Here is a 21,366-nt window from a genome sequence, read left to right on the forward strand (position 1 = left end):
CGTCCGGCCCCTCCAGCGTTCCCGCCTTCGGTGAAGCGGTATTTACGGAGGAGAAACGGCAGGGGCAAGAGGGTATCCGCAACTTTTTTCGCGGAACCGTCATTTTTTACGCAACATGCTGATAATGTTGTCTTATTAATTCGCTGTCGCGGCATTGCCCCAGCGGATTGGCCGGGGAACGACGACTCGCAGCGCCAGAAGCAGAAGAATCGCCGTCAGCCACAGCACCGGCTCCAGCGGGAAGGTCTTCAGCGCCCAGATCCAGTGCAGCGTGACCAAGGGGGCTGCGACATAGGCCAGCTTGTGAAGCCTGCGCCAGGCAGCGCCTCCCATCCGGCGGATCGAGGCGTTGTTCGACGTGATCGCCAATGCCAGAAGCATCACGAAAGCCCCCATCCCGAACACCAGATAGGGCCGCTTCACGACATCCCGCGCCATCGCGCCCCACAGCAGCGCCATGTCCATCACCACCCAGGCCAGCACATGCAGCCCTGCATAGGTGAAGCACAGCAAGCCCAGGGCACGCCGGAAGCGCATGAAGCTGACGCCTAGGATGCGCAGCACGGGCGTCACCGCCAGGCTGGCGATCAGGAAATAAAGCGCCGTGCGTCCCAGCCGGTGTTCGATGTCGCGGATCGGGTCGATCCCGAGGCCCCCCGTCAGGGTGTCCCACACCAGCAGCGCCAGGGGGACCAGCCCGCCCAGCCACACGGCCCAGACGGGGATGCGGCGCAGCCAGCCGTTCACTGCCGCGCGCATCAATAGTCCTTTGCCAGATCCATCCCGGCGTAAAGCTGCGCCACCTGGTCGCCATAGCCGTTGAACATCAGTGTTTCCTCGCGCCCGCCGAACAGGCCCGCGCCGATGCGGCGCTCGGTGGCCTGGGACCAGCGGGGGTGATCGACCCGGGGGTTCACGTTGGCATAAAAGCCGTATTCCGACGGCTGCATCGCCTGCCACGTCGCCACCGGCTGGCGGTCGGTCAGGGTGATCCTGACGATCGACTTGATGGATTTGAAGCCGTATTTCCACGGCACCACCAGCCGGATCGGCGCGCCGTTCTGGTTGGGCAAAGCGTCGCCGTAAAGGCCGGTCGCCAGGATCGTCAGCGGATGCATCGCCTCGTCCAGGCGCAAGCCTTCCTTGTAGGGCCAGTCGAGGATCGGGCGGTTCTGGCCCGGCATCTGTTCGGGGCGATACAGCGTCTCGAAGGCCACGAACTTCGCACCGGGCTGCACGCCCGCGCGGTCCAGCACGCCTGCCAGGGGCACGCCGATCCAGGGGATCACCATTCCCCAGGCCTCGACGCAGCGCAGGCGGTAGATGCGTTCCTCCAGCGCGTTGGCGGGGGCAAGGTCGTCCACGCCGTAATTGCCGGGACGGTCCACCATGCCGCCGATCTCGACCGCCCAAGGGTCCGTGACCAGGGCGCTTGCGTGGCGCGCGGGGTCGGTCTTGTCCATGCCGAATTCGTAGAAATTGTTGTAGTTGGTGATTTCCTCGAGCGTGTTCGGCGCCTGGTCCGTGGACAGGGCCGAGGGCTTGCCGGTCAGCGCCCAACCGGGCGTCGCCATCGCGGCGGCACCGGCGGCAATGAAGGCGCGGCGGTTCAGATAGTCTTTCTTCGGCGTCACGTCGGACCAGCGAAGCGTCATGGCTTCCTCCCCCATCAGGCACAGGCGCAACGCGCACTATAGGGCCGCCGCGCCGCGATATTCGTTCACATTAGCCTGAAGGACATCAGGCGGCCGCGATTTCCCGCAGAAAGGCGGCGCCGAAACGGTCGAGCCGCGCCTGGTCCAGGTGGCGTGCCAGCCCTGCCTGATCGGTGGGCCTCGCCTCGGCGATGCGGCGGATCTGGGCCGTGGAACAGGACAAGGGCTTTTCCGTGCCATCCGGCCCGCGCAGCAGATCGGCCTGCACCGCGACCAGCCGGTCGAACAGCGCGCCTTCCGGGCGGCCTGCCAGCTTGCGCCGCTGGGGGTGCATGTCCGGCACCTCGCCCGCGATCACCGCCAGGAAGGCGCGGCCATAGCTTTCCAGCTTCTTGGCGCCCACGCCGCCGACCTGGGCCATCTGGTCCAGGGTCGCGGGACGCTTTTCGGCCATCTCGATCAGGGTGCGGTCGGGAAAGATGACATAGGCGGGCACGCGCGCGGCCTCGGCCAGCGCCCGGCGCTTGGCCTTGAGGGCGGACAGCAGCGGCTCGTCCTCCTCGCTGACCTGGGTGCGCAGCACGGTGGCGGGTTTCGACGCGGTGGTATCAACGCGGAGCGTCACGCTTTCCTCGCCGCGCAGGACGGGATGGGCGGCCTCGGTCAGGTGCAGGGCGCCGTGCCGTTCGGGATCGGGACGGCACAGGTCGCGGCCCATCATCTGCCGGAAGATCGCCTGCCACTGCGCCCGGTTGTGGTCGCGGCCCACGCCAAAGGTCGGCAAGCGGTCATGGCCGCGTTCGCGGACCTTTTCCGTCGTGGTGCCGGTCAGGATGTCGATCAGATGCGTGGCCCCGAACCATTCGCCGGTGCGCACCATGGCCGACAGGGCCTTGCGCACGGCCTGCGTAGCGTCGAACAGTTTGGGGGGCGCCTGGCACAGGTCGCAGTTGCCGCAGTCCTGCGCCAATTCCTCGCCGAAATAGGCCAGCAGTTGGCGGCGGCGGCAGCCGGTCGCCTCGGCCAGGCCCAGAAGCGCGTTCAGCCGGGCGTGGTCGGCGGATTTGCGGGCGGGGTCGGCCAGCCCTTCGTCGATCTGGGTGCGGCGCAGGCGGATGTCGTCGGGACCATAGAGCGTCAGCGTGTCCGCCGGATCGCCGTCGCGGCCCGCGCGGCCGATTTCCTGGTAATAACCCTCGATGGATTTCGGCAGGTCGGCGTGCAGCACCCAGCGGATGTCGGGCTTGTCGATGCCCATGCCGAAGGCGATGGTGGCGACCACGATCAGCCCGTCCTCGCGCTGGAACCGCGCCTCGACCTGCCGCCGCGTCTCGGCCTCCAGCCCCGCGTGATAGGCCACCGCCGCATGGCCCGCCTGCACCAGCGCGTCGGCCAGCGTTTCGGTGCGCGCGCGGCTGGCGCAATAGATGATGCCCGACTGGCCGCGCCGGGCGGCAACGAAAGCCATCACCTGCTTGCGCGGGCTGTCCTTGGGCTGGAAGGCCAGGCGCAGGTTCGGCCGGTCGAAGCCGCGCAAAAAGGTGACGGGGGCCTGGCCGTCGAACAGGCGCGTGACGATCTCGGCCCGCGTCTCAACATCCGCCGTCGCGGTGAAGGCCGCCAGCGGCACGTCCAGGGCGCGCTTCAGATCGCCGATGCGCAGGTAGTCGGGGCGGAAGTCATGGCCCCACTGGCTGACGCAATGCGCCTCGTCCACCGCGATGGCCGTCACGCCCGCCCGGCGCAGCAGCGTCAGCGTCCCGCCCGAGGCAAGGCGTTCCGGCGCCATGTAGAGCAGCTTCAGCTCGCCCCGAGACAGGGCCTGAAAGACGGCGTCCGTTTCCTCGTCCGTGTTGCCGCTGGTCAGCGCGCCCGCGGCCACCCCTGCCTCGCGCAGGGCGCGCACTTGGTCGCGCATCAGCGCGATCAGGGGCGAGATGACCACCGTCACCCCGTCGCGCATCAAGGCGGGCAGCTGGAAGCACAGCGACTTGCCGCCGCCCGTGGGCATGATCGCCAGCACCTCGCGGCCCTGGGCCACGGCTTCGACGATCTCTTGCTGGCCGGGGCGGAAACCGTCGAAGCCCCAGACCTGTCGCAGCAAATCCGTGGGCATCACATCCCGTAGAAGAAGCCGGCGTTGTTGGCCAAGGCGCGTTGCAGGATGATGATGATGATAAAGACGATCAGCGGCGCCAGATCCAGCCCGCCGGTGTTGGGCAGCACGCCCCGGATCGGGCGATAGATCGGCTCCAGCAGGCGGTTGAGACCGTCCCACAACTGCCCGACCAGCGGCTGGCGCAGGTTCAGGACCTGGAAGTTGATCAGCCAGGACATGATGATGTGGACGATCATCACGAACCACACCACTTGCAGGATCAGTTGCAAGGCCTCGTAAAGCGTTCCCATCATGCCCCTCGTCTCGTGTTCGGGCTTGTTATGGGGATGCGCGCCCCCCTTCGCAAGCAAGTTGCCGCAGCGTTCCCCGTTGACGATCGCGTGGGGCGCGGCCACCCCTGCCGGGCAACCGAAGGAGGCGCGATGTATCCCCTGTTCCGCTTCGCCAAGGAGATGGTCAAGTTCCGCAACGCCCCGCGCCTTGGGGTAACGGACACGCATGTCTCGACCCATGTCTGCTGGCCCTGGGATCTGGATCCCTGGATCGAGCTGAACAACGGCCGGACGCTGACCCTGTTCGACCTCGGCCGCATCCCCATGGCGCAGCGCAGCGGGCTGATCCCGGTCCTGCGGGACCGCAAATGGGGCATCACGGTGGCGGGCAGTTCGGTCCGCTACCGCCGCCGCATCCGGGCCTTCGACCGTTTCACGATGATGTCGCGCCTGGCAGGCTGGGACAGCCGCTTCCTCTACATGGACCAGTCCATGTGGAAGGGCGCGGATTGCTGCAACCAGGCGCTGATCCGGTCGGCCATCACGTCCGCGAACGGCATCGTGCCACCCGCGCAGGTGATGGCGGCGCTTGGCGCGTCGCCCGACAGCCCGCCCCTGCCCCCCTGGATCGCCGCCTGGGCCGAGGCGGATGCCCTGCGCCCCTGGCCGCCCCGGCTTTCCCCTGACGCAAAAGCCCACTTGCCAGCCTGACGGCCCTTGGGCCTTATGACGCCAAAGCGCGCTCGGGGGGCGGATGGACCGCAAACGGATCTGGGGCTGGTGGTTCTTCGACTGGGCCAGCCAGCCTTTTCATACGCTTCTGCTGACCTTCATCTTCTCGGTCTATTTCGCCGAGGTCGCGCAGCGCCATTTCCTGAACATCAGCGGCGACCTGAGGCTGGCAGGCGCGCAGGCGCAGGCCTTGTGGGGATACGGGCTGTCGGCCACCGGCATCATCATCGCCCTTTGCGCGCCGGTCCTGGGCGCCATCGCCGACACGTCCGGGCGGCGGATGCCGTGGATCTGGTTCTTTTCGGTCCTCTATGTCGCAGGCTCGGCGGGCCTGTGGTGGCTGGTGCCCGACCAGCCGCCGCTGGTGCAGGCGGTGGTGCTGTTCGGCATCGGCCTGATCGGGGTCGAATTCGCCACCATCTTCACCAACGCCCTGCTGCCGGGGCTTGCCCCGCGCGACGAGATCGGGCGGCTGTCCGGGTCCGGCTATGCCTTCGGCTATCTGGGCGGCGTCGTCTCGCTGGCCGTGATGCTGGCGCTGTTCCAGGAAACGCCGTCGGGCAAGACGATGTTCGGGCTGGACCCGCTGTTCGGCCTGGACCCGGCCGCGCGGGAAGGGACGCGCTTTGTCGGTCCCTTCGTGGCGGTGTGGTATGCCCTTTTCATGATTCCGTTCTTCCTGTGGGTGCGCGAACCGCGCGGGCCGCGCCAGCCCCTCCGCATCGGCGCGGCCCTGGCCGATCTGTGGGCGCTGATCCGCAGCCTGCGTCACCGCCGAAGCCTGGCGGCCTGGCTGGCGTCGTCCATGCTGTCGCGGGACGCGCTGAACGCGCTTTACGGGTTCGGCGGGGTTTATGCCGGGACCGTGCTGGGCTGGCCCGTGTTCCTGGCGGGCGTCTTCGGCGTCGTCAGCGCCATCGCCGCCGCCATCGTCAGCTGGGCGGGCGGGCGGGCCGACCGCGCCTTTGGTCCCAAGCCCGTGATCGTCGCCACCATCCTGATCCTGACCGCCGTTTGCATGGTCGTGGTCGGCATGGACCGGGAAACGCTGTTCGGCCTGGGCCTGCCGCAAACCCCTGTCTTCGGGCGCTTGTACGTCCCCGACCTGGTGTTCTTCCTGTGCGGCGCGCTGATCGGCGGGGCGGGCGGCGCCATGCAGGCCGCCAGCCGCACCCTGATGGTGCGCCACACAACCCCCGCGCGCGCGACCGAGGGCTTCGGCCTTTACGCCCTGTCCGGCAAGGCCACCGCCTTCCTGGCCCCCTTTCTGATCGCCCTTGTCACCGACCTTTCCGGCAACCAGCGTCTTGGCATTTCCCCGCTGATCGCGCTGTTCATCCTTTCGCTGATCCTGCTAGTCTGGGTGAACCCGGAAGGAGAGGGAAAGCAGTGATCCGCAAAATCCTGACCGCCGCCGCCATCGTGGCAGGCCTTGTCCTGCCCGCATCCGCCGACCCCCTGGCCAAGGATGTCTTCGGCAGCTTCCGCGCCGCAGCCCAGGGACCGGCGGTATCCATCGGCTTTTATTCCAAGGGCTGCGGGCAGGGCTTCGTGCAACTGCCCGAAAGCGGGCCAAGCTGGCAGGCGATGCGCCTGTCCAGGAACCGCAACTGGGGCCACCCGGCTCTGGTGAACTTCCTGATGGGCCTGTCGCAGGCCGCGCAACAGGCGGGCTGGCGCGGCCTTTACATCGGCGACATGAGCCAGCCGCGCGGCGGGCCGATGACCTCGGGCCATGCCAGCCACCAGTTGGGCCTGGACGCGGACATCTGGATGCTGCCGCCATCCTCGCTGAACCTGTCGCCGCAGCAACGCGAAAACCTGTCCTCGGTGTCGATCACCGACAAGCGCGGGGTCGGGCTGACGAATGCCTGGAACCCCGGGCACATGGCGATCATGCGCGCCGCCGCCCGCGATCCGCGCGTCGAACGCATCCTGGTCGATCCGGTCGCCAAGGTGGCGATGTGCCAGATGGAGCGCGGCGACCGCGCCTGGCTGCGCAAGATCCGCCCCATCAACGCCCACAATTACCACTTCCACGTCCGCCTGTCCTGCCCGCGCGGGTCGATCTGCGACCGCCAGCCCGCGCCCCCGCCGGGCGACGGCTGCGCGGAAGCCGCCGAATGGATCCGGAACCGCATCGACCCCGGCCGGGTCGAACCCGTGCCGCCCGATCCCGATTACCGCCATCCCCGGACCTTCCGTCTTTCCGAATTGCCCGCCCAATGCCGATCCGTCGCCGGCGCGCCCTAGGCGCGCTGTCCGTGCTGTTGCTGATCGCGGCCGGCACCCCTGCGCCGGCCGCATCGCTGGATCATGTCGGAACCTTCGTCTGGTCGGGCGACGACGACAGCTTCGGCGGCTTTTCCGGCCTCGAGATCAGCCCCGACGGCAGCGGCTTCCATGCCCTGACCGACCGCGCGCATCTGTATTGGGGCAGCATCGACCGCGATTCGCAGGGCGTGATCCGGGCCATGAACATCGCCGGGCGCGCGCATCTGAAGGACAGCAAGGGCATCCCCCTGCCCCCCGGCTATACCGGCGACAGCGAAGGCCTGGCCATCGGCGACGATGGCCGCATCTGGGTCAGCTTCGAGGGGCTGGACCGCATCGCCCGCTATGACGATGCCGATGCAACGGCGGCGGCGCTGCTCCCGCCGCCCAAGGTGCCGGGCATGTGGATCAATTCGGGGCTGGAAGCCCTGGCGATCCGGGACGGCACCCTTTACGCCGTGCCGGAACGGTCGGGGGGCGAGGACCAGCCGTTCCCGATCCTGACCTTTCGCGACAACCGATGGAACCGGGCCGGAGAGATCCGGCGCGACCCCCGGTGGCTGGCGGTGGGCGCCGATTTCGGCCCGGATGGCTGGTTCTATCTGCTGGAACGCGATTTCCAGGGCATCCTGGGCTTTGCCGCGCGCGTGCGCCGGATGCAATTGACCGACGACGGCCCCCGGAACGAGGAAATCCTGCTGACCACCCGTCCCCTCCAATACGACAACCTGGAAGGACTGTCGGTCTGGCACGACGGGCAGGGGATCCGGCTGACGATGATCGCCGACGACAACTTCCTGTTCGTGCAGCGCACGGAACTGGTGGAATACCGGCTGCGCGATTGACAATCGCCCGCCCTGCCGCGTAAGGGCCGCGCTGTCCTGCACGCCGCAGGGCCGAGTTGTTCCGCGACCTTGTAAAACGGAAACCATCAATGACCCGCTATCTGCCCGGCATCCTTGCCATGGCCATCATCGTCGTGGCCTCGAACATCCTCGTGCAATTCACGGTCGGTTCCTGGCTGACTTGGGGCGCCTTCACCTATCCCTTCGCCTTCCTTGTCACCGAGGTGATGAACCGCGTCTATGGTCCCGCAGCCGCCCGTCGCGTGGTGCTGGCGGGCTTCGTCGTGGGCGTTGCGTGCTCCGTCATCGCCGCGGGTCTGGACAAGACCACGGTGCGAATCGCGGTCGGGTCCGGCGCGGCCTTCCTGGTGGCGCAACTGGTGGACATCGTGGTCTTCAACGCGCTGCGGCAGCGCCGCTGGTGGGTCGCGCCGCTGATGTCGTCCTCGGTCGGATCGGTGCTGGACACGGCGATCTTCTTTGCGGTGGCCTTCACCGCCGCCCTGCCCCCCGACGCCAACACCGGCTGGGCAAACGAACCCGTTCCGCTGCTTGGTCAAGGACCGGTCACCGCCCTGTGGGTTTCGTTGGCAACTGCCGACTGGATGGTCAAGATGAGCCTGGCGATACTGGCCCTTGTGCCTTTCCGGCTGATCGTGCGCAATTTGTTGCGGGCCGAGCGAACAATCTGATTGACTTGAATCCGGTCTGTGGCACCATCCTCCTTACAACGGCAACCAATTGAAAGGAGGTGGTCCAGTGTCTAGAGTGATATTGGAGAGAGGTGTCGGAACAGTCAGGGGGGCCGTGGCCTGAGGGCAGCCCCAAGGGTCGTAAACCCTGGTTGGGACCGGAACATCCGCCATCCCTAACCGGACCATCTCCGTGGATCTCGCGGGCCGCCCTGTCTAGGCGGCCCGTTCCTTTTGGGGCCAGCGCGTCAGAAACGGAACGAGGCGCGGGCCTGAAGGATATTCGCCGTCAGATCGACGCCCGTGCCATCGACATTGGCGACTTCTTGCCGCGTGTATTCCAGTCCCGCCACGAACCGGTCCGTCACCAGAACCTCGGCGCCAAGCCCGTAGGTGACGCCGAAATCCGAATAGCCGGGTTCCGTGTAGTAAGCGCCGCCCACGGTCAGATAAGGCAGCACGCGCCCGAAGCCCTTGCCTGCACGCGCGCGCAACCGGGTCAGATCGGCCGATTCGCCGACATCTCCGTCAAGGCGGTTGTGATCCAGTTCCAGGCCCAGGACATATTGGCCGAAGTCGTGCTGGTATCCGGCATGAAGGCCGAAGGCGTCCATATCGGTATCGCGGCTGATGGATCCAAGCGCCGCCGTGACCGAACCGGAACCATAATGCAGACCTGCATAAAAGCCGGTCCAGGCCTGGGCACTCGGCTGTGAAACCCCCGCCAGGGGTTTGCCCCCCGTGCTGACATACCCACCGGCAAACGAGCCGCTGGCGCACAAGCTGACCGCGGCGGCATAAACGAACGATTTCAATTGCGTGATCCCATGAATGACGCAGACCGCCTAGTTCGGGAAATCGCCTGCGTCAATCGCGCCGAAACCTGCCGTTCCTGCCGGACGTGAAGGGTGGCCGCGATGTCACACCCGCTCGATCGCCAGCGCGATCCCTTGCCCCCCGCCGATGCACATCGTCACCAGCCCGCGCCTGCCGCCGGTGCGTTCCAGCTCATGAAGCGCCTTGACGGTGATGATCGCCCCCGTCGCGCCAACCGGATGGCCGAGCGCGATGGCCCCGCCGTTGGGGTTCACCCGGGCCGGATCCAGCCCCAGTTCCTTGTTCACCGCCAGGGCCTGCGCCGCGAAGGCCTCGTTCGATTCGATCACGTCGAAATCGCCTGCCGACAGGCCCGTTTTCTCCAGCAGCTTCTGCACCGCCGGGATCGGGCCGATGCCCATCACCTCGGGCCGCACGCCCGCCACGGCATAGCCCAGGATCCGCGCGCGCGGCGTCAGCCCCGCTGCTTTGGCCGCATCGGCGCGCGCCAGTACCAGGGCCGCCGCGCCGTCGTTGATGCCGCTGGCGTTGCCCGCCGTGACGGTGCCGTTCTTCTGGAACGCCGTCTTCAGCCCCGCCAGCTTGTCCAGGCTGGTGTCCTTGGGATGCTCGTCCGTGTCGAAAACCACCGGTCCCTTGCGGCCCTTCACCTCGACCGGCACGATCTGGTCCTTGAAATTCCCCGCGGCAATGGCCGCCGCCGCCCGGCGCTGCGATTCCATGGCGAACTCGTCCTGGGCCTGGCGGCTGATGCCATGTTCCGCCGCCACGTTTTCCGCCGTCACGCCCATGTGGCCGGTGCCCATCGGGCAGGTCAGGGCGCCGGTCATCATGTCCAGCATCCTCTGGTCGCCCATCTTCGCGCCGAACCGGGCGGACGGGACGGCATAAGGCGCGCGGCTCATGCTCTCGGCCCCGCCGGCGACCGCGAAATTGGCGTCGCCCAGCATCAGCGCCTGCGCCGCCGACACGATGGCCTGCGCGCCCGATCCGCACAGCCGGTTCACGTTCATCGCGGGGGTGGTGTCGGGAATGCCTGCCTCCAGCATCGCCACGCGGCTCAGATACATGTCGCGGGGTTCCGTGTTGATGACATGGCCAAAGACCACCTGCCCGATCTTCTCGGGGGCCACGCCGGCCCGTTCCATCGCGGCGCGGGTCACGACCGTCGCCAGCTCGATCGGCGGAATGGCGGCCAGACTGCCGCCGAAGGTGCCGATGGCGGTGCGGACGCCGGACAGGATGACGATATCGGACATGGTGAACCCCTTCCCTTGGTTGCCCGGCCAGCATAGGCGCGGGACGCCATCCGGGCCAAGCGCGCCGTGGCGTCGCACGGGGACCGGGGCTAACCTGTTGCAAGGACAGGAAGCGAATCGCGATGGACAGGGACGGCCCCCGGATCAAGCTGCGGCTGGAATACGACACGCCGCTGGTGCTGGGTCCGGGCAAGGCGCAATTGTTGCGGCTGATCGGGCAGCACGGATCCATCTCGGCCGCGGGGCGCGCGATGGGGATGAGCTACAAGCGCGCCTGGTCCCTGGTCGAGGAGATGAACGGGGCCTTCGCCACGCCCCTGGTGGACAGCAGCCGGGGCGGGCCGGGCGGGGGCGGGGCCACCGTCACGGCCACGGGACAGGCGGTGCTGCGCCATTACGAATCGCTGGAACGGCTGTTGCGCGACACGGGGGCGGCCGACCTGGGCGCCATCGGGGCGCTGATGAAAAGGGGGGAACCATGACGATACTGGCGATGGACCAGGGGACGACCTCGTCCCGGGCGCTTGTGTTCAGCGACGACCTGACGGTGCAGGCCACCGCGCAGCATGAATTTCCGCAGCATTTCCCCCGATCCGGCTGGGTCGAACACGATCCCGGCGACATCTGGACCTCCAGCGCCGGCACCGCCCGCGCCGCCATCGAAAAGGCGGGCGCCCCCCGCATCGACGCCATCGGCATCACCAACCAGCGCGAAACCGTGGTGATCTGGGACCGCAAGACCGGCCAGCCGATCCACCGCGCGCTTGTCTGGCAGGACCGCCGCACCGCCAACCTGTGCGCCCGGCTGCGCGACGAAGGGACCGAGGACCAAGTGACCGACACCACCGGCCTGCTGCTGGACCCCTATTTCAGCGCCACCAAGATCGCCTGGCTGCTGGATCATGTGGAGGGCGCGCGCGCCCGCGCCGAAGCGGGCGATCTGGCCTTCGGGACCATCGACAGCTTCCTGATCTGGAAGCTGACCGGCGGGCGGTCGCACGTGACGGACGCCACCAACGCCAGCCGCACGCTGCTTTACGACATCCGCAAGGGGGACTGGTCCGACGACATGTGCCGCCTGTTCGGCATCCCCCGTGCCCTGCTGCCCGAGGTGAAGGACAGCGCCGACGATTTCGGCACCACCCGCCCCGATCTGTTCGGGCGCGAGATCCCCATCACCGGGGTGGCGGGCGACCAGCAGGCCGCGACCGTGGGACAGGCCTGCTTCACGCCGGGGATGATGAAATCGACCTATGGCACGGGCTGCTTCGCGCTGCTGAACACCGGGGACCAGGCGGTGCGGTCGAAAAACCGGCTGCTGACCACCATCGCCTATCGGCTGGACGGCAGGACGACCTATGCGCTGGAAGGGTCGATCTTCATCGCGGGCGCGGTGGTGCAATGGCTACGCGACGGGCTGAAGCTGATCCGCGAGGCCAAGGAGACGCAGGCCCTGTCCGCGCGTGCCGACGACAGCCAGCAGGTCATCATGGTTCCGGCCTTCACGGGGCTTGGCGCGCCGCATTGGGCGCCCCATGCGCGGGGCGCGGTCTTCGGCCTGACGCGCAACACCGGTCCCGCCGAATTCGCCCGCGCCGCCCTGGAAAGCGTGGGCTTCCAGACCCGCGACCTGCTGCAAGCCATGCGCGCCGACTGGCCGCAGGCCGGTGACGCCGTGCTGCGCGTCGATGGCGGCATGACGGCCAGCGAACCGGCCATGCAGTTCCTGGCCGACATCCTGGGCGCTCCCGTGGACCGGCCCCGGAACACCGAAACGACGGCCCAGGGCGCGGCCTGGCTTGCAGGCTATCGCGCGGGCCTGTGCCCCGCGCCCGACGAATACGCCAAGGCCTGGCAACTGGACCGCCGGTTCGAGCCGCGGATGTCCGAGGAGGATCGGGATCGGCGATACGCTGCCTGGCAACGGGCGGTGCAGGCGGTGCTGTCGGTCTGATCTTCCGGCTTTGTGATTTCACCCCCGCGCGGTTTTCCGTAAGATCGCCCCAAAACGACAAGAGGGCAGGATGAGCAGGCTTCTGAAACTCGCGATTGTCGGGCTGGTCGCGTCCTGCGGCGGCGGCAACTATTCGGCGCCCCGCCAGCTGGACAACGCCTGCGCCATCGTGGCCGAACGGCCCGCCTATTACCGCGCCATGAAGGCGACCGAGCGCAGGTGGGGCATCCCCATCCATGTGCAGATGGCCGCCATCCACCAGGAATCGAAGTTCATCGGCGACGCCCGCACCCCCCACCAATATGCCCTGGGCGTGATCCCCATCGGCCGCCAGTCCAGCGCCTATGGCTATTCGCAGGCGCTCGACGGCACGTGGGAGGAATACCAGAAGGAAACCGGCAACCGCCGGGCCAAGCGCGACAACATCCGCCATGCCACGGATTTCATGGGCTGGTACATGCACAATTCCTCGCGCAGGTTGGGCATCTCGAAAGGGGACGCGACGGCGCAATACCTGGCCTATCACGAAGGGCGGTCGGGGTTCGCGCGCCAATCCTATCTGGGCAAGCCCTGGCTGGTGCGGGTCGCGAACCAGGTGGGCGCGCGCGCGCAGATGTATCGCGCGCAACTGGTGTCCTGCCGCAAGGGGTGACGGCTTGCCCTTGGCACCCGGCTTTGCTGATATGGCCGGGCAGCGGAAGGGACATCCCATGGACGACCACATCAAGCGCGACGCCGACGACCAGCCCGAATTCGCCATCCATATCGGCGCGCGCCTGGTATCCGCCACGCCCGAGCGCGTCGAATTCGAGATGCCGGTGACGCAGGCGCTCGCCAACCGCAACGGCGTGCTGCACGGCGGCGCGATCATGGGCCTGGCCGACAACGCGGGCGGCACCGGCACCTTCCTGAACCTGCCCGAGGGGCGTTCGACCACGACCCTGGAAAGCAAGACCAACTTCCTGCGCCCGATCCGGTTGGGCGATGTCGCGCGCGCGGTCAGCCTGCCGCTGCATGTGGGCCGGACGACGCAGATCTGGCAGACCACCATCACCCGCGGCGACGGCAAGGTCGCGGCCATCGTCACGCAAACGCAGATGGTGATGGACTGGAAGGGCGGTCAGAGCCAGTAGGTGTCGCGGAACACATGGGCGGGGATCCGGTCGCGGGTCAGGCCCATTCCGGCCAGTTCGGCGTCGGTCTTCGCCTCCAGCGCCTCGATCTCGGCGCAGCGTGCCCGCGATTCGAGATAGGCGTTCATGCCCTGGCCGAAGCGGTTGAAGAAGGCGTCGATGCGGCCGCGCGTCTCGGGCGCGAAATGGGTGATCGTGTAAGCCATCGGAAACCCTTTCCTTGACAGCGGATGGTTTCCTCCCATGCAGGCAACATAGGTCATGCCTCATGCCCCATCAAGCGCGCCAAAGGTGGCAGCCGGTCAACCCGGTCTCAGGGCGGCAAGCCGTGCGGCGGCTGCCCGTCCGGCGTGCAACCCGCTGCCCAGGCAAGCGGTCAGAAGATAGCCGCCGGTCGGCGCTTCCCAATCCAGCATCTCGCCCGCGGCGAAGACGCCGGGCATGGCGCGCAGTTCCTGGTCCTCGGTCAGCGAATCCCAGGTGACGCCGCCGGCGCTGGAGATCGCGGTTTCCAGCCCCATCGGCCCGTCGTGGCGCAGGGGCAAGGCCTTGGCCCACGCGGCCCAGCCACCGGGATCGTCCGGCAAGGGCCTGCCCCATTCCAGCAGCAGCGCGACCTTGACCGGATCGTCCAGCACCCGGCGCAGCCAGTTGCCCAGCGACAGCTTGCCCCTGGCCTTGGCAAATCGCGCAGCCAGCGCCGTGTGATCCAGATCGGGCGCCAGATCCACAGACCCCGCCGCCCCGTCCCGCAGCGCGGCCGAGATCTCATAGATCCCGCCACCCTCGACCCCTTGCCTGCCGATGATCCACTCGCCCCGGCTGGCCAGATCGCCCGCCGACAGCGCGGTCCCCTTCACCGCCGATCCGAAATGCCGCGCCATCGGCTCGGACCAGGCGACCCGGAACCCCATGTTCGCAGGCCGGAAGGGCGCGACCGCCACCCCCGCGGCCCGCAGCCACGGCACCCAAGATCCGTCCGATCCCAGCCGAGGCCAACTCGCCCCGCCAAGCGCCAGCACCGCCACGCGCGGCCGGATCACCTGCGGTCCATCGGGCGTCTGGAACCGGAACCCCTCCCCTATCCACCGCCAGTGGGTCCGCACCTCGACCCCCGCGCCGCGCAGCCGCGAAAGCCAGGCCCGCAGCAGCGGCGAGGCCTTCATCCCCACCGGAAACACCCGTCCCGTGGAACCGGTGAACAGTTCAACCCCCAACCCCTGTGCCCAAGCCATCACCTCGGCAGGCCCGAACCGGCTTTCACCTTTGCTCAAATATCCCGGGGTCCGGGGCAGCGCCCCGGTTCCAAGGGTGAACCTTTGCGCGAACGCCGGAAACGGCTCGTCCTTGGTCAGGTTCAGCCCCGACTTGCCCGCCATCAGGAATTTTCGCGCGGGCGTGGGCATCGCCTCGGCCACGACCACCGTGCGGCCCGGCGCGGCCAGGGCCTCGGCCGCCATCAGCCCCGCAGGCCCCGCGCCGATGATCAGCGCATCGACGGTTTCCGTCACCGCCGTCCCCGCGTCATCGCCAGGCGGATCAGCGCGCGTTCGACCAGCGCCATCTGCGGCGCGCGGGTGGCGCTGCGCAGGGTCAGGTCGCAATCCAGCAGCGACCGCACCGCGTCCTCCAGCGGACCCATGCCCCAGCCTTGCGCCTGCCGGGCCATGCGGTCGCGGCTGGGACCGAAGACCGGCGGGCGCATCCGCGACAGCGCGACGCCCGGCCCGGCGGGATCGGCTGCGGCCCCATGAAGCGCGCGGAAATGGCGCAGCGCGGCGATACACAGCGTGACCGGGTTCACCCCCTGCCCCTCGATGCGGCGCATCATGGGGCCGAACTCGGCTTCGCGGCGTTCGGCGACGATGTGGATCAGCTCGTCCAGATCGGCCTCGATGGTGGCGGGGGCCATCAGGGCGATCTCGTCCCCCGTCAGGGGGGTGTCGTCGCCGTGCTTGTAAAGCCCGATCTTCTCGATCGTCTGGCGCAGGTCGCCCGGATCCAGCGCGCGGGCCAGCGCCATCATGTCCTTCATCGCGGGCGGCGGCACCTGGCGCAGGCCGGCATCAGACAGCCAGCGCGCGACCTCCTCCTCGCCCGGCGGATCGTCATAGACGGGGGCGGTCACGGCGGTGGGATGCGGCTCGAACAGCTTGCGCAGGGCGGACGATTTGCCCAAGGCCCCCGCCGTCACCACCATCGCCGCATCGCCCGGCTTCCAGTCCAGAAGCGCCGCGCGAATCGCATCCGCGGCAAGGTCCGGCGCATCCTCGACCAGCACCACGCGCGGGCCGGGGAAGAAGCCCACCTCCTTGACCGCATCCAGAAGCTGCGCGGGATCCTTGCGCAGGGCCGCGCCGGGCATCCGGGTCAGGCGCATCTCCTCGTCGGCCTTCTCGCCGACCAAGGCCTTGACCGCCTCGGCCCGCTTCATCGCGACGCGCATGGCGTCCTGCCCATGGATCAGCAGCGCCGGGCGCGAGGGATCGGGCCGCGCCAGATAGCGCGCGATTTCCGCGCCCTTGAGGATCATTCGGGCAATTGCGCGGACGCCGCCAGCAGCCGCGTGACGACCTGATCGGCCAGCATTTCCGCCAGACGCGACCGCGCGTCGCCCTCGGCCGACAAGGTGGCGATGGTCGTGCCGGTCGTGGAATAGGAGGTGAAGTTGCTGACCCGCCCCTGCGCCAGCACCCGGCCCGCCCGGTCGGTCAGCGCGAAATCGGCGGTGCCGTTCAGGGAATAGCGGTTCGTCACCTCGTCCGTGGTGATGGCCTGCGGCACGACGCCCACGGTGATGCGGTAATCCAGGTCGTAATCCGTCCCCTCGCCCCCCAGGCGTTCCCCCAGGCGGCGATTGAAGGCGAAGTCCTGATAGGTCCGGGGATCGCGCGGGCGGACCTTGCCGAACAGCCGCCGGCCCGCCCCGTTCGGGCCATAGACCGGCGTCAGCCCGCAGGCGGAAACCGCCAGCAGCCCCAGAAACGCGGTCCGGCGGTCAGGCGACCACATTGACGATCCGCCCCGGCACGACGATCAGCTTTTTCGGGGCAGCACCCTCCAGGAAGCGGCGCACGGTTTCGTCGGCCAGCACCATCGCCTCGATCTGGTCCTTGGGCATGTCGCGGGCGACGCTGATCTCGGCCCGGCGCTTGCCGTTGATCTGGATCGGCAGGACGACCGTGTCATCCTCCAGCATCGCCGGGTCCGCCTTGGGCCAGGGCGCATCGACCAGCAGCCCCTGCCCGCCCGCCATGGCCCAGACATCCTCGGCCAGGTGCGGCACCATCGGCCCCATCAACTGCGCCATGATCCGCAGCACGGCGCGGCGGGCCTCGCCGCCCGCCTTGGACTTGCCGACCGCGTTCGCCAGTTCATAAATCTTGGCGACGGCCTTGTTGAAGGCAAAGCCCTCGATGGCCTTCGTCACGTCGGCGATGGCCCGATGAGCGGCGCGGGTCAGGTCGGGATCGTCCCCGCCCTCACCCGCCTCGTCGGCCAGCCGCCAGACGCGGGCCAGGAACTTGTTCGCGGCCTCGGCCCCGGCAGCGGTCCATTCCACGTCGCGCTCGGGCGGGGAGTCCGACAGCATGAACCAGCGGGCGGTATCTGCGCCGAAGTTGGCGACGATGTTGACCGGATCGACCACGTTCTTCTTGGACTTCGACATCTTGGCCGAAGAACTAACTACAACGTCAAATTTTATTTTCCCTTCAACAAGTGCAAAGGACAAGTCCTCCTGCTTCAATGGATACAGGTTCGCGTCTTTTACTTGCTGTTTGGTAATTCCCCGGCGCCGACCATGATGTTCGTAGATTACAACATCTTCGGGGAAGTAATATTTTATGCGATTTTTAAGGCGATCTTCTTCTAAAGCATTTTCAGCAACTGCGTCTGAACCAGTTATCATCTCCCCGCCCAGAGCATTACTGTAAATCTCATGCGTCACCATCCCTTGCGTGAACAGCGCGTCGAACGGCTCTTTCGCCGATTCCGGCAGATGCCCCGTCTTGACCATCGCCCGGGCGAAGAACCGCGAATAGAGCAGGTGCAGGATCGCGTGCTCGATGCCGCCGATATACTGGTCCACGTTCATCCAGTAATCGGCGTCCGCCCGGTCGGTCGGCGTGGCGGCATGGGGCGAGGTGAAGCGCGCGTAATACCAGGACGAGTCGACGAAGGTGTCCATCGTGTCCGTTTCGCGCAGCGCCGCGCCCCCGCAGTTCGGGCAGGTGGCCTGACGCCAGGTCGGGTGGCGGTCCAGCGGGTTGCCCGGCACGTCGAAACTGACGTCCTGCGGCAGCAGCACCGGCAGGTTCTCCTTGGCCTCGGGCACCGTGCCGCAGGTGTCGCAATGCAGCACCGGGATCGGACAGCCCCAGTAACGCTGGCGAGAAATCCCCCAATCGCGCAGCCGGAATTTCGTCACGCCCTCGCCATAGCCCGCGCTTTCCGCATGGGCGATGGCCGCGTCCACGGCGGCCTCTCCGGTCTGGTCCGCCGCGCCGCTGAAACCGCGCACATAGGTGACGGTTTCCGATTTCAGCGGCACGAACGGCGCCTTGGCGACCAGCGCGTCGGCCTGCTCCAGCGACATGCCGCGTTCGCCGAAGGTCGCGCGGATCGGCAGCCCGTATTTCGTGGCGAACTCGTGGTCGCGCTCGTCATGCGCGGGCGACCCGAAGATCGCCCCCGTGCCGTAATCCATCAGCACGAAATTCGCGATCCAGATCGGCAGGTGCCAGTCCGCATCCAGCGGGTGTTTCACGGTCAGGCCGGTATCGAAGCCCAGCTTGGGCGCGGTCTCGATGGCTTCCTCGGTCGTGCCGATCTTGCGGCACTCCTCGACGAATGCGGCCACGCGCGGATCGGCGGCGGCGAGATCGCGCACCAGCGGGTGATCCGGCGACAGCGCCACGAAACTCGCCCCCATCAGCGTGTCGGGGCGGGTGGTATAGACCTCGATCGCCTCGAACCCCTCGGGCGCGTCCACCGTCTGAAACCGGAACTGCAACCCGCGCGACTTGCCGATCCAGTTGGCCTGCATCAGCCGCACCTTGTCCGGCCAGCCGGTCAGCCCGTCCAGGGCCGACAGCAATTCGTCCGAATAATCCGAGATGCGGAAGAACCATTGCGTCAGTTCGCGCCGTTCGACCACAGCACCCGACCGCCAGCCCTTGCCGTCGATCACCTGCTCGTTCGCAAGCACCGTCATGTCCACCGGATCCCAGTTCACCTGGGCCGACTTGCGGGTGATGAGACCGGCATCGAGCATGTCCAGGAACATCGCCTGCTGCTGGTGGACGTAATCGTCGTCGCAGGTGGCGAATTCGCGGGACCAGTCGATCGACAGGCCCAGCGGCTTCAGCTGCTCGCGCATCGTGGCGATGTTGGCATAGGTCCAGTCGCGCGGATGGCCGCCCTGTTCCATCGCGGCGTTTTCCGCAGGCATCCCGAAGGCGTCCCATCCCATCGGGTGCAGAACGGAATACCCCTGGGCGCGCTTGAAGCGGGCCACCACGTCGCCCATCGTGTAGTTGCGCACATGCCCCATGTGGATCCGCCCCGAGGGGTAGGGGAACATCTCCAGCACGTAATACTTGGGGCGTTCGTCGCGCACGGCGGCAAAGCTGCCCGCCTGTTCCCAGGCGGCTTGCCAGCGGGGTTCAAGGCTGGAGGGATCATAGGGCATCGGGGCGGACCTTTGGCGTCATTTGCCGCAGGGTTTATACGCCGCCCCCCATCGGGTCCAGCCCGTAGGGTGGGGTTTCACCCCACCGCCCTTACAACCGCCCGTCCTGGATCCGCAACTGCCGCGCCCGCGTCAGGATCGCGTCCTCGACCGCGCGCACCGTGCCGGGTTCCACCGCCGCGCCCCCTGGCCCTTGCAGCGACAGCTTGAGGCTGCGCGCGTCCAGCGCGGGGTCGGCGATCTTGATGGTGGCGCGATAGGACCGACCGCCGCCCGGCGGCGTGCCGTAGCCCGTCTGGATCACGCCGGTGAAGGGATCGACCGTCTGCACCGGCAGGAAGTTCAGCACCTCCAGGCTGGCGTTCCACAGGTACTTGTTCACGCCCACGGCGGTGTTGGGGTTTTCCGAACTGCGGAAGGCGTCCCAGATGGTGGTGCGGCGAACCTCGGGGCGCATGTCGGGGCTTTCGTTCGGCCCGGCATTCGGCCCGCCGCCGCAGCCAGCCAATCCGGCGCAAAGCGTCGCTGCGATCACAAGGCGCGCGGCGTGTGCGGTTTTCATGCGGTCCCCCGTTTTTCGGCATTGGTCGCAGCTTTAGCCCGGATCGCCCCCGCCCCACAAGCGCCTTGGGCCAAGGGGGGTCTGGGAGCGGTTCCCGCCATCACGCAAAGGTGTGGCCCTTGTGCATCACAGGATCCGCCAAGGCTGGGGGCCTTACGCGATTCCGTTGCATCGTGGATGCGGACGGGGGAAACAAGGCAGCATACCCAAGGCGGTAATGCCGGTTTGGGCATCAGAGAGACAAGAGGGAACTTGACCATGAAAAAGGCTCTTATCGCCTCCACCGCGCTGGTCCTGACCGCCGGTGCCGCCGCCGCCGACGTGACCATCTCGGGTTACGGCCGGACCGGCGTGATCTATTACGAAGATGCGGTCCAGACCGGCCTTGATGCGTTCGGCGGAGAAGGCAGCGACACCCAGGTCATTTCGCGCCTGCGGATGAACATCGACGCCGCGACCTCGACCGACCAGGGCGTGGACTTCGGTGCCCGCTTCCGCATCCAGTGGGACCAGAACAGCGACAACAACGGTGAACTGAACGCCGGCAAGCTGTATGTGACCTCCAGCGGCCTGACCGTTGAAGTCGGCAACACCGAAACCGCTCTGGACTCGGCCGGCCTGCTCTATGCGACCGAACTCGGCTCCTATGACCGTTCGGTTGGCGGCAACTCTCTGGGCGCCTTCTTCGCCTACGAAAGCGAAGCCTATACCAATGAGAACCGCCTGGGCGTCTTTGCGTCCTATGCGCTCGACAACCTCGAAGTTCGCGCTTCGTACATCGACCCGGACCAGACCGGCACTGTCGAGGACGAAGAGCTGTTCGGTGATGTCAAAGAAGAATACAGCTTCTCGGTCGATTACACCTGGAACGAGCGTCTGGAACTGTCGGGCGGCTTCGCGCTGAACGGCGCCGGCAATGACGATCACGACGTGTACTTCGTCGGTGCCCGCTATGCCGTCATGGAAAATGCCCGCATCGGCCTGAACTGGATCGACAACGGCGATGCCGGCGACTACGAAGGCCAGTCCTCCAGCGATCCGGACTTCGATCCGATCACCGATGACCTGGGCAGCACCGTCGCCCTGTACGGCGACTATACCCTGGCCGACGGCCTGACCAACATCGAAGCCTATATCGCCAACAACAGCGGTGACTGGGCGGCGAAGCAGACCGACAACTCGTTCGGTATCGGCGTCAACTACGACCTGGGCGGTGCCCGCCTGGGCGCCTCGCTGCAGCGCGACTACCAAGAGCGCGTGACCGCCGACATGGGCGTGCGCTTCGACTTCTGATCCCCGGATCGGATGTCAAACTGGAGAGCGGGCCTTGCGCCCGCTCT

22 protein-coding genes and 1 pseudogene are annotated in these 21,366 nt (G+C 67.4%); 10 read left to right on the top strand and 13 right to left on the bottom strand.

What is annotated here, in order from left to right; translation table 11 throughout:
- Positions 1-135 precede the first annotated feature (135 nt).
- The 4 genes from GIY56_RS09905 to GIY56_RS09920 form a co-directional block, all read right to left on the bottom strand.
- A complete protein-coding gene (locus tag GIY56_RS09905; RefSeq protein WP_154764687.1) occupies positions 136-759 on the bottom strand; it encodes a protein-methionine-sulfoxide reductase heme-binding subunit MsrQ in 624 nt (207 codons plus the stop codon).
- Entirely contained in the window at positions 759-1,655 is an 897-nt protein-coding gene (gene msrP / locus GIY56_RS09910) for a protein-methionine-sulfoxide reductase catalytic subunit MsrP (protein WP_154764688.1), read from the bottom strand. Before msrP ends, GIY56_RS09905 begins: the two co-directional genes overlap by 1 nt.
- Positions 1,656-1,740: 85 nt before the next feature.
- Positions 1,741-3,771: a DNA helicase RecQ gene (gene recQ / locus GIY56_RS09915; protein WP_154764689.1), complete on the bottom strand. Its 2,031-nt coding sequence runs from the start codon at positions 3,769-3,771 to the stop codon at positions 1,741-1,743.
- Entirely contained in the window at positions 3,771-4,064 is a 294-nt protein-coding gene (locus GIY56_RS09920; protein WP_154764898.1) for a YggT family protein, read from the bottom strand. The genes recQ and GIY56_RS09920 overlap by 1 nt, the downstream gene beginning before the upstream one ends.
- Before the next feature lie 132 nt (positions 4,065-4,196).
- Between GIY56_RS09920 and GIY56_RS09925 the strand changes: the two genes are divergently transcribed.
- The 5 genes from GIY56_RS09925 to GIY56_RS09945 all read left to right on the top strand — a co-directional run bounded on the left by GIY56_RS09925 (position 4,197) and on the right by GIY56_RS09945 (position 8,589).
- Positions 4,197-4,757 (top strand): acyl-CoA thioesterase, encoded by a 561-nt coding sequence (locus GIY56_RS09925; RefSeq protein ID WP_154764690.1) that lies wholly within the window; start codon positions 4,197-4,199, stop codon positions 4,755-4,757.
- Positions 4,758-4,800: 43 nt separating this feature from the next.
- On the top strand, positions 4,801-6,171 hold the full coding sequence (locus GIY56_RS09930; protein WP_154764691.1) for an MFS transporter: 1,371 nt from the start codon (positions 4,801-4,803) through the stop codon (positions 6,169-6,171).
- Positions 6,168-7,031, top strand: a complete 864-nt coding sequence (gene mepA, locus GIY56_RS09935; RefSeq protein WP_328288502.1) for a penicillin-insensitive murein endopeptidase — start codon at positions 6,168-6,170, stop codon at positions 7,029-7,031. The genes GIY56_RS09930 and mepA overlap by 4 nt, the downstream gene beginning before the upstream one ends.
- Positions 7,004-7,897 carry an esterase-like activity of phytase family protein gene (locus GIY56_RS09940; protein ID WP_154764692.1) on the top strand — a complete coding sequence of 298 codons (894 nt, stop codon included), beginning with the start codon at positions 7,004-7,006 and terminating at the stop codon, positions 7,895-7,897. The genes mepA and GIY56_RS09940 overlap by 28 nt, the downstream gene beginning before the upstream one ends.
- Before the next feature lie 89 nt (positions 7,898-7,986).
- A complete protein-coding gene (locus tag GIY56_RS09945) occupies positions 7,987-8,589 on the top strand; it encodes a queuosine precursor transporter (RefSeq protein WP_154764693.1) in 603 nt (200 codons plus the stop codon).
- Positions 8,590-8,837: 248 nt separating this feature from the next.
- On the opposite strand, the gene GIY56_RS09950 is transcribed toward GIY56_RS09945, so the two are convergent.
- Both GIY56_RS09950 and GIY56_RS09955 read right to left on the bottom strand, forming a co-directional pair.
- Positions 8,838-9,404: an outer membrane protein gene (locus GIY56_RS09950; RefSeq protein ID WP_154764694.1), complete on the bottom strand. Its 567-nt coding sequence runs from the start codon at positions 9,402-9,404 to the stop codon at positions 8,838-8,840.
- A 105-nt stretch (positions 9,405-9,509) separates the two neighbouring features.
- On the bottom strand, positions 9,510-10,685 hold the full coding sequence (locus GIY56_RS09955; RefSeq protein WP_154764695.1) for an acetyl-CoA C-acyltransferase family protein: 1,176 nt from the start codon (positions 10,683-10,685) through the stop codon (positions 9,510-9,512).
- Positions 10,686-10,807: 122 nt separating this feature from the next.
- Between GIY56_RS09955 and GIY56_RS09960 the strand changes: the two genes are divergently transcribed.
- From GIY56_RS09960 to GIY56_RS09975, 4 genes are all read left to right on the top strand, one after another.
- The gene (locus tag GIY56_RS09960; RefSeq protein ID WP_154764696.1) at positions 10,808-11,167 is read left to right on the top strand and encodes a winged helix-turn-helix domain-containing protein; all 360 of its coding nucleotides are present in this window, start codon (positions 10,808-10,810) and stop codon (positions 11,165-11,167) included.
- A complete protein-coding gene (glpK, locus tag GIY56_RS09965; protein ID WP_154764697.1) occupies positions 11,164-12,639 on the top strand; it encodes a glycerol kinase GlpK in 1,476 nt (491 codons plus the stop codon). Before GIY56_RS09960 ends, glpK begins: the two co-directional genes overlap by 4 nt.
- 70 nt (positions 12,640-12,709) lie before the next feature.
- A complete protein-coding gene (locus GIY56_RS09970; RefSeq protein WP_154764698.1) occupies positions 12,710-13,291 on the top strand; it encodes a transglycosylase SLT domain-containing protein in 582 nt (193 codons plus the stop codon).
- Positions 13,292-13,349: 58 nt separating this feature from the next.
- Complete coding sequence (locus tag GIY56_RS09975; RefSeq protein WP_154764699.1) at positions 13,350-13,772, top strand: PaaI family thioesterase; 423 nt, start codon at positions 13,350-13,352, stop codon at positions 13,770-13,772.
- Here GIY56_RS09975 and GIY56_RS09980 read toward each other — a convergent pair.
- From GIY56_RS09980 to GIY56_RS10005, 7 genes and pseudogenes are all read right to left on the bottom strand, one after another.
- The gene (locus GIY56_RS09980; protein ID WP_154764700.1) at positions 13,760-13,978 is read right to left on the bottom strand and encodes a hypothetical protein; all 219 of its coding nucleotides are present in this window, start codon (positions 13,976-13,978) and stop codon (positions 13,760-13,762) included. The genes GIY56_RS09975 and GIY56_RS09980 overlap by 13 nt on opposite strands.
- A 96-nt stretch (positions 13,979-14,074) precedes the next feature.
- Positions 14,075-15,283, bottom strand: coding sequence for a BaiN/RdsA family NAD(P)/FAD-dependent oxidoreductase (locus GIY56_RS09985; protein ID WP_328288503.1), 1,209 nt, complete (start codon positions 15,281-15,283; stop codon positions 14,075-14,077).
- Positions 15,280-16,305, bottom strand: coding sequence for a DNA polymerase III subunit delta (gene holA, locus GIY56_RS09990; protein WP_154764701.1), 1,026 nt, complete (start codon positions 16,303-16,305; stop codon positions 15,280-15,282). Before holA ends, GIY56_RS09985 begins: the two co-directional genes overlap by 4 nt.
- Complete coding sequence (gene lptE / locus GIY56_RS09995) at positions 16,302-16,784, bottom strand: LPS assembly lipoprotein LptE (protein WP_154764702.1); 483 nt, start codon at positions 16,782-16,784, stop codon at positions 16,302-16,304. Before lptE ends, holA begins: the two co-directional genes overlap by 4 nt.
- A complete protein-coding gene (locus tag GIY56_RS18930; RefSeq protein WP_407946966.1) occupies positions 16,771-17,292 on the bottom strand; it encodes a class I tRNA ligase family protein in 522 nt (173 codons plus the stop codon). Before GIY56_RS18930 ends, lptE begins: the two co-directional genes overlap by 14 nt.
- 81 nt (positions 17,293-17,373) lie before the next feature.
- Positions 17,374-19,464: pseudogene (gene leuS / locus GIY56_RS10000) on the bottom strand (leucine--tRNA ligase); the annotation flags it as partial.
- Between the two features lie 91 nt (positions 19,465-19,555).
- Complete coding sequence (locus tag GIY56_RS10005; RefSeq protein WP_154764704.1) at positions 19,556-20,026, bottom strand: DUF3576 domain-containing protein; 471 nt, start codon at positions 20,024-20,026, stop codon at positions 19,556-19,558.
- 258 nt (positions 20,027-20,284) lie between these two features.
- Here GIY56_RS10005 and GIY56_RS10010 point away from each other — a divergent pair, with 258 nt between their 5' ends.
- Positions 20,285-21,319, top strand: a complete 1,035-nt coding sequence (locus GIY56_RS10010) for a porin (protein ID WP_196053601.1) — start codon at positions 20,285-20,287, stop codon at positions 21,317-21,319.
- Positions 21,320-21,366: the final 47 nt, after the last annotated feature.

This window comes from Paracoccus lichenicola, from assembly GCF_009708075.1.
Classification (GTDB): Bacteria; Pseudomonadota; Alphaproteobacteria; order Rhodobacterales; family Rhodobacteraceae; genus Paracoccus; species Paracoccus lichenicola.